The organism is Kamptonema animale CS-326 (genome assembly GCF_028330895.1).
In the GTDB taxonomy this organism is placed as follows: Bacteria; Cyanobacteriota; Cyanobacteriia; order Cyanobacteriales; family Microcoleaceae; genus Kamptonema; species Kamptonema formosum.
In genome coordinates, this window is record NZ_JAQMUA010000378.1 from 1 (window position 1) to 7,690 (window position 7,690).

Genomic DNA, 7,690 nt, shown 5'->3' on the forward strand with positions numbered 1-7,690 from the left:
TGAAATCTTATGGCGGTTTATTAAGTATGAATGGATTGAAATAGATGCTTACAAAAATTGGTCAACATTTGTGGCATCTGTAGAAAAAATTCTCCGAGAATTTGGAGAAACCTATGTAATTAATTTTGTCTGACTACTTACAACCTAACCATCCTATAGCCCTAGCTACTTCCTCTCTTTTGCCCTCTGCTTGAGCAGTAGCTAAAGCAGCCTCAAAACACCTTTTTGCTTCCTCCCAATTCCCAATTTCATAGTGAGAAGATCCAAACCATAGTAAGGTTTCTGCTTGGTTGTTACCTTCAACAACGCTAGGATGCTGCATCAACGCATTCTCTATTAAATTACCATTCCCTAAGCGGAAAGAATAATTTAAAATTATTTCTACCAACCTGAATTGTTCTCTTTCATCTCCCACATTTAACGCAAAAATTGCAGTTTCTCCAAATCTTTGCAAATCGCTCATATCCTTAATGTCGTTAAATGTGATAATAGAGCGATAAAACAAATCAACTCTTTTGAATAAACTTGGCAATTGTTCGTAGTCTTGACGCATAAACTCTGCGAGCACCTGGTGCAATTTATACAAAATTTCGCATTTATCCCGATCGAATTGACTTTCTACCAAACTACTATTTACTAATCGTTCTACAAGCGCCTCAGTTTCGCTAATTTCCGCTTCCGTGAACTCAACAGCTTTACTTTTATTCGCTGCCAAAAATAAGCGGTTATCTTGCTCCCACTCATTCGTATATAGTCGCAAAAACGTCAACCCACGCCGATCAATTCCCACTCGCAAAATACACATCCGCCGGAGTAAATCTTGCGCTGCTTCACTGTGCTTTTCTAACTGTTCTCTCAAAATCGGTTCAACCTCCTCTGTCACTAATTCAGGGCGTTTGCGAAGATAACCGGGCTGCTCTGCATATTCTGATAACAGAGTTAACACAAATAAATGACCTTTAACGCGCTCTGCTATCCATTCTAAATCTTCAAGCTTATCTTGAAAATTGTAGGCTTGTAAAATTTCAATTCCTGCCTTAGTATCTACGCCTGTAAGCCTTTCAATATAAACTAATTTGCTATTTATTCTTGATTTTTTAGATCGTGGATCTCCTAAATCTGCCGGCACTTCCCGACTGGTTAAAATAATTTGCGATTGATGCTGCTGATACACCAAAGCATTTAATAATTTACCCCAATCCTGTGAGATTGCTCGTCCCGGTTGCGGTTCGCACGCTTTCTGTAAAATACTTTCCAGGTTGTCCAACACTAACAGACAGCGAGTTTCTGTCAACCCAGCGATAATTTTTGCAATCTTTTCATCAGCAGTTTTCAAAGGTTCCGCCGTCTTAAATTCTAAGCCATCAATTAATAGAAAATCTGCCACTTCATCAAAACTTGTCCCGACATCTGCCTTGAAATACATCGCGCATTGATAAGGGCAATCTGTGGTGACGGTACGGCTTGATAAATTAACACCCAGGGCTTCTAGGAGTTTCACAGCTAAACTGGTTTTACCTATGCCACCTTGACCAATTAATGCTAATACTTTGGCTGGGTTTTCTGGTTGCAGTAATTTTGTTTTTAAGTCATTTAGGAGGTTGTCGCGGCCTTTCCATACGGGTACGGCGGGGATGGCTTCGTGTAGGGCGACTTTTTTATCAGTTGCCGGGGTTGAGGCGGCGGGTTTTGTAGTTGATTGATCCGTTTCTCCTGGTAAATTGACAGAAACCTCAGTAACAGTCTCCGTTGTCACCGTGACTGATAAATTTGGCTTCTGGCGCGATCGAGCCTGTTTTTTCTCCAGCCAAAGCTGATCGAACGCTTCCTTATTCTTAGCTTGATCTCGACTCCACAGCCTTAGCGTAAAAGTCCAATTCCCCGCCCCTTGAGTTGCACCGCCATAGAGAATATCCAGAAATTTTTCACTTAAATAGTAAGTCAGGACATCATTAATTAATTGCTTTGTCCCTTCCTCCGTTGTCCTAACCGTAGGCTTAAAAATATCTCTGCCCCTCACCAATCTTCGTAGGGCCTCCAAAGTTGTTACAACTTTGATGTGATTAGTCTCTCGTGTCCAGTCCGCCGATAGATCATTGATATAGCTATCATCCAGTTTATTAGCCCGAACTAGCAAAGCTTCCACCAGTTCCCAGGCTCGCTTCTGAGGAGTTGGGCCATAACTTATATTCTTGCTGCCATCACTAGAAGACTGCTTAGACATGGGCGGGAGAAATAAATTTGCAAGAAACTTTCGGGAGAGTTTAGGGATATCGAAACTAAAACAGCTACCCGAAACCTTCCCTAAGCTAGATTCTACACTATCCCGAACCATCCCGAATCACCCTCTAGCTTCCGAGAATACCCGGAATTTTATAACTTCATCATCGAGTTTGAAATGAAGTTATGAACGTGCCAAATCAAATTAAATGGATGCTGATAGAGGCTACTGTTACTACTGCCATTGGCATAATTAATACTGGAGTTGGAATCGCCCTCACCTATATTGTAATATTTTACCACTGGCGTTTCGATAAACCATCTCACTCCCAACAGCAACCCCCAATCCAGCAAGTTATCGCCAAAAAACCTACTGAAAACCGCTTTCAAATTTGCCCTTTATTGGAGGCAATGTATCCCAATAAATAAGACCGGGCGAATAGAATTCGCGGCTACACAAACGAAGTCCGCCTGCGCGGACTAATAGAATTTCAACCCGCGCAGGCGGGTTTTGTTTGTGTAGACGCGGTTTCAACCGCCGGATAAATGCAATTAATTTCAACCCCCGCAGGCGGGTTTTGCCCATGTAGACGCGGTTTCAACCGCCCCGTAAATACAACCCTCCGCGCCCTCTAAGCCTCTACAATCGCCCGCAATAGCCAAAACCGAACCTCAACAGACGGATACCACCCACTCGAAAAATTAAAACCATGATTAAAATTCGTTACAATCAGTACATACAAAAGAGAAAAAAAGCTCTTATCTGAAATTAGAGGTAGCCAAAATGAACAGTACATTTCGCGTCGGCAACCTGTTTGGAATCCCATTTTACCTGCATCCCTCGTGGTTTTTAGTCCTGGCATTAGTAACCTGGGACTACGGCAGATTCCTAGCCGCAAGCTTTCCCGGCTTAGGCCCCCTATCGCCCTGGGTACTGGGATTAGTCACAGCATTGCTATTATTTGCCTCCGTACTCGCCCACGAATTAGGACACAGTTGGGTAGCCATTAAACAGGGAATTGACGTGAAATCGATCACGCTGTTTCTATTTGGAGGATTAGCCAACCTCGACAAGGAATCAAAAACTCCAGGGGAAGCATTTTGGGTAGCGATCGCAGGCCCCTTAGTCAGCATTATCCTGTTCGCGTTACTCACCACCATCGGCGCAACATTACCGATCGCAGGCCCCATCGCCGCGATCGTGGGAATGCTAGCCTACATCAACCTAGCCTTAGCATTGTTTAACCTAATTCCTGGCTTGCCTCTCGATGGCGGAAACATCCTCAAAGCGATCGTCTGGAAAATCACCGGCAACCCTTACAAAGGCACGCTATTCGCTAGCCGCGTCGGTCAACTATTAGGTGCGATCGCCATTATCTCCGGCTTCGTTGGTAACTTCTGGAACATATTAATCGGTTGGTTCCTGTGGCAAAATGCAGGTCAATCTGCCCAATCAGCTAAAGTTCAAAATGAACTCGCAGGATTAACAGCAGCAGATGCCGTCACCCCAGACAGTCCAATCGTTTCCGAGCACCTATCGATAAGAGAATTCGCCAACGATTACATCATCGGCAAAACTCCCTGGGCGCGATTCTTAGTCACAGGAGAAGCGGGACAATTAGTAGGCGCGATCGCCGCTGATGACATCAAAAATATTCCCACATCCCACTGGCCAGAAGTTCAAGTCAAAGAACTCATACAACCGATCAATTTTTCTACAGCAGTTCAACCGGATCAATCCTTACTGGAAGTCGCCACTCTGCTAGAACAATTGAAAGTACAAGAACTGCCCGTAATTCGCGACAACGGCGTACTCGTAGGACTAATCGAAAAATCGGGAATTATCCGTTTACTTCAAACGCGATCGGAAGCCAAGCCTGCTTAATATCGAGGGGCTAGGGGCTAGGGAAGAAGGGAATAGAATTAAGGGTTTGATGGAAACTCGAATCTCCTAATCACCTTGCAATCACCTTAGCGGTTCCTATATCTCGGTAGTTAGTAAGTTCTGGACATGGTATATTCTGTGTCATTGTGAGCAAACAGAAGCAATCTCAAGACCTTGAGATTGCTTCTGTTTTCTTCATTCTTTGCAACTCACGATCGCACTTAATAGGACTAATACCAAAAACAGGTTCCTTTGAAAATCAAGGCTCGATCCGACAGCTATAGCAATCCTAAATGAATCGTAAATTTTTTACCCCACCCCAACCATCCCCTTGCTAAGGGGAGGGAGTAAGAAATTCACAAATGATTTAGGATTGCGATATAAGTAGTCGGACATAAAATAAACGCAACCATGTCATTGCGAACGGAACGAAGTGAAGTGAAGCAATCGCAGGGTTAAGGGAAAAGGGGAGCACAGCGAACAATGACATTAGATATCTCAGAAAAAGAAGCTAAAACCCTTGCTATATATAAACAAAAGCCTAATTTTCAGAGATGTCTATTATTTATTTTTGTCCAACTACTTAGCAACAGCCTTGACGATTAGGAAGTTCTGAATAGCTGAAACCATTGATTCTGTTCCCTTCTTCCCCTAGCCTCCCTCCTTCTAAGTGCGATCGCATCCCTAATTGGTTGCAAAGGCTTACAATAAAAACAGTCCTGTGCTACCTTGCAACCAGCAAGATGCAAGCACACTCACCCTGCAACCACATCAAACGTGCCGTACCCCCCCCAGAACAGCCAAGAGCTGGATCTGAAGACATTATTTCCCTTTGAACTAGACGATTTCCAGCAAGAGGCGATCGCAGCCCTTCAAGCTGGCAAATCCGTCGTCGTCTGCGCCCCCACAGGCTCTGGCAAAACCCTCATTGGCGAATATGCCATCTACCGCGCCCTCAATCGCGGCAAGCGCGTCTTTTACACCACTCCCCTCAAAGCCCTCTCGAACCAAAAGCTGCGCGACTTCCGCCACCAATTCGGTCAAGACATGGTAGGGCTACTCACAGGTGATATGTCTTTCAACCGGGAAGCCCCGATCCTGGTGATGACAACAGAAATTTTCCGTAATATGCTCTACGGAACCCCCATCGGTGAAGTCGGCACATCTCTCACGGGCGTGGAAGCCGTAGTCTTAGATGAATGTCACTACATGAACGACAGACAGCGGGGTACAGTCTGGGAAGAATCGATCATCTACTGTCCCGCTGAAGTTCAACTCGTCGCCCTCTCCGCCACAGTCGCCAATAGCGACCAACTTACAGACTGGATTGGCAGAGTACACGGCCCTACAGAGTTAATTTACTCCGATTTCCGCCCCGTTCCTCTGCAATTTCACTTTGCCAACCAAAAAGGCCTCTTTCCCCTCCTGGAAGCAGGCACAAAAAAGGTCAACGCCCGCCTCGTACCCAAAAAAAAGCAGCAAAAAGAAACCAGAGGCAATATCCCCGTCCCCAATTTGCCAGAAATTCTTTCTGGCTTGCAGCAAAGGGATATGCTGCCAGCAATTTACTTTATCTTCAGTCGCAAAGGATGCGATCGCGCCGTTGGCGAAATGGGCAATTTGTCCCTAGTAACGGAGAAAGAATCGGCCTCACTGCGCCGGATTGTGGACGACTTTTTAGAACGCAACCCAGAAGCCCGTCGCGCCGGACAAGTAGAACCCCTCTACCAAGGCGTAGCCGCCCACCACGCAGGCATTTTGCCCGCTTGGAAAGGATTAGTTGAAGAACTTTTCGGTATGGGTTTAATTAAAGTCGTATTTGCCACCGAAACCCTCGCCGCCGGGATCAATATGCCCGCCCGTACCACAGTAATTTCTACCCTTTCCAAACGCACAGACAGGGGACACCGCCTGCTAAATGCTTCTGAATTCCTGCAAATGGCGGGTAGAGCTGGCAGACGGGGGATGGATGAGGTGGGATACGTAGTAACAGTGCAAACGCCCTTTGAAGGGGCAAAAGAAGCCGCTTACTTAGCAACAGCGGGAGCTGATGCCCTTTCCAGCCAGTTTACTCCTAGCTATGGCATGGTATTGAACTTGCTGCAAACTCACACTCTGGAAGAAGCTAAAGAGCTTGTAGAGCGAAGTTTTGGGCAGTATATTTCTACTCTGCACTTGCAGCCCCAACAAGCAGAAATTGACATCCTCAAAAGGGAATTAGCCGCGATCGAGGCACAGTTAGACTCTAGCGGTAAAAATATCGCCTCTCTAGAGAAGTTACTCGCCAATTATGAGAAATTGCAAGGACGAGTTAAGGAAGAAAAACGCATATTAAAAACTTTAGAACAACAGGCAGAAGACATACGGCTCAAGGATATGGCCGTTGCCGTTGCTTTTGCTGTAATTGGTACAGTGCTCAGTCTCAAAGGTAAGCACGTCCCAACAGCTAAACGACCCCAAGCACCAGCTTTACCAGCAGTATTAGTTGCGAAAATACCGGGGCCTGGTCAAGCTCCTTACTTGGTATGTTTGGGTAGAGATAACCGCTGGTATGTGGTGGCAATTAGCGACGTGGCGGGCTTGTATGCCGAAATTCCGCGCTTGAGTGTGGTGGATAGTTTGGGAGTTCCCCCGGAAATGGCGATGAGATTGGGCCAGTGTCGGCTGGGGAATGAAGATACAGCCGCGATCGCACGTTTAATTCCAGAAATGCCCACACCCACACCGCCCCCAGAAGCGATCGCACAGCAGCAGCGCATAGCCGCACTAGAACAACAGCTAGAAAATCACCCCCTCCACGAATGGGGAAACCCCGCTAGTTTGCTTAAACGACAACGCAGACGTGGGGGACTGGTAAAAGAAATTAGCGATCGCCAACAGCAGTTAGAAAAAAAACGCGCTCGCTACTGGGAAGAATTTCTCAATTTAATCGCCATCTTACAAAGCTTTGGCTGCTTAGATGGCTTAATGCCAACAATGTTAGGCAAAGCTTGCGCTGCCATTCGCGGTGATAATGAATTGTGGCTAGGTTTGTCCCTGATGTCCGGCGAATTTAACGAACTTGACCCCCATCACTTAGCTGCTGCTTGTGCCGGCTTAGTGACAGAAGTTTCTAGGCCAGACAGTTGGACTCGCTACACTTTGTCTCCCGAAGTTTTAGAAGCTTTAGACAATTTACAGCGAGGTCTGCGGCGGCGAGTATTCCAGGTACAGCATCGCCACGATGTAGCAATCCCTATCTGGTTAGAGCGTGAAATCATCACTTTGGTAGAACAATGGGCTCTTGGCGTAGAATGGCTTGACATTGTGGCCAACACGAGTTTAGATGAAGGCGATGTGGTGCGGATTTTACGCCGGACTTTAGATTTCTTATCTCAAGTTCCTCACGTACCTTATATATCTGAGTCTTTGCGGAGCAATGCCTACCGTGCTATGCAGTTAATTGACCGCTTTCCTGTTAATGAAGGGGTTGATTGAATAATAGTTAGTGGTTAGTGGTTAGTGGTTAGTTGTTAGTTGTTAATATTTGACAATTATCAAGACTTACGCAAAATCATCCGTAACGCCGCCTTCTAGGCGGTAACA

Annotated in this window: 4 protein-coding genes and 1 pseudogene; 4 read left to right on the forward strand and 1 reads right to left on the reverse strand. The window is 45.9% G+C overall.

All coding sequences use genetic code 11. From position 1 onward, the window contains the following. Positions 1 to 133, forward strand: a pseudogene (locus tag PN499_RS22300) (IS630-like element ISMae24 family transposase); the annotation flags it as partial. Here the strand turns inward: PN499_RS22300 and PN499_RS22305 are convergent. Beyond that, complete coding sequence (locus tag PN499_RS22305) at positions 134 to 2,224, reverse strand: AAA family ATPase (RefSeq protein WP_272034736.1); 2,091 nt, start codon at positions 2,222 to 2,224, stop codon at positions 134 to 136. A 182-nt stretch (positions 2,225 to 2,406) separates the two neighbouring features. Between PN499_RS22305 and PN499_RS22310 the strand changes: the two genes are divergently transcribed. The 3 genes from PN499_RS22310 (at position 2,407) to PN499_RS22320 (ending at position 7,582) form a co-directional block, all read left to right on the forward strand. Continuing rightward, entirely contained in the window at positions 2,407 to 2,649 is a 243-nt protein-coding gene (locus PN499_RS22310; protein WP_272034737.1) for a hypothetical protein, read from the forward strand. A gap of 355 nt (positions 2,650 to 3,004) precedes the next feature. After that, positions 3,005 to 4,105, forward strand: a complete 1,101-nt coding sequence (locus tag PN499_RS22315) for a site-2 protease family protein (RefSeq protein ID WP_272034739.1) — start codon at positions 3,005 to 3,007, stop codon at positions 4,103 to 4,105. Between the two features lie 777 nt (positions 4,106 to 4,882). Beyond that, entirely contained in the window at positions 4,883 to 7,582 is a 2,700-nt protein-coding gene (locus PN499_RS22320; RefSeq protein ID WP_272034741.1) for a DEAD/DEAH box helicase, read from the forward strand. Positions 7,583 to 7,690 lie beyond the last annotated feature (108 nt).

Excerpts from the sequence above, each read along its gene's own strand:
- PN499_RS22305 (WP_272034736.1), bottom strand. The coding sequence starts at position 2,224 with ATGTCTAAGCAGTCTTCTAGTGATGGCAGCAAGAATATAAGTTATGGC.
- PN499_RS22310 (WP_272034737.1), top strand. The coding sequence starts at position 2,407 with ATGAACGTGCCAAATCAAATTAAATGGATGCTGATAGAGGCTACTGTT.
- PN499_RS22315 (WP_272034739.1), top strand. The coding sequence starts at position 3,005 with ATGAACAGTACATTTCGCGTCGGCAACCTGTTTGGAATCCCATTTTAC.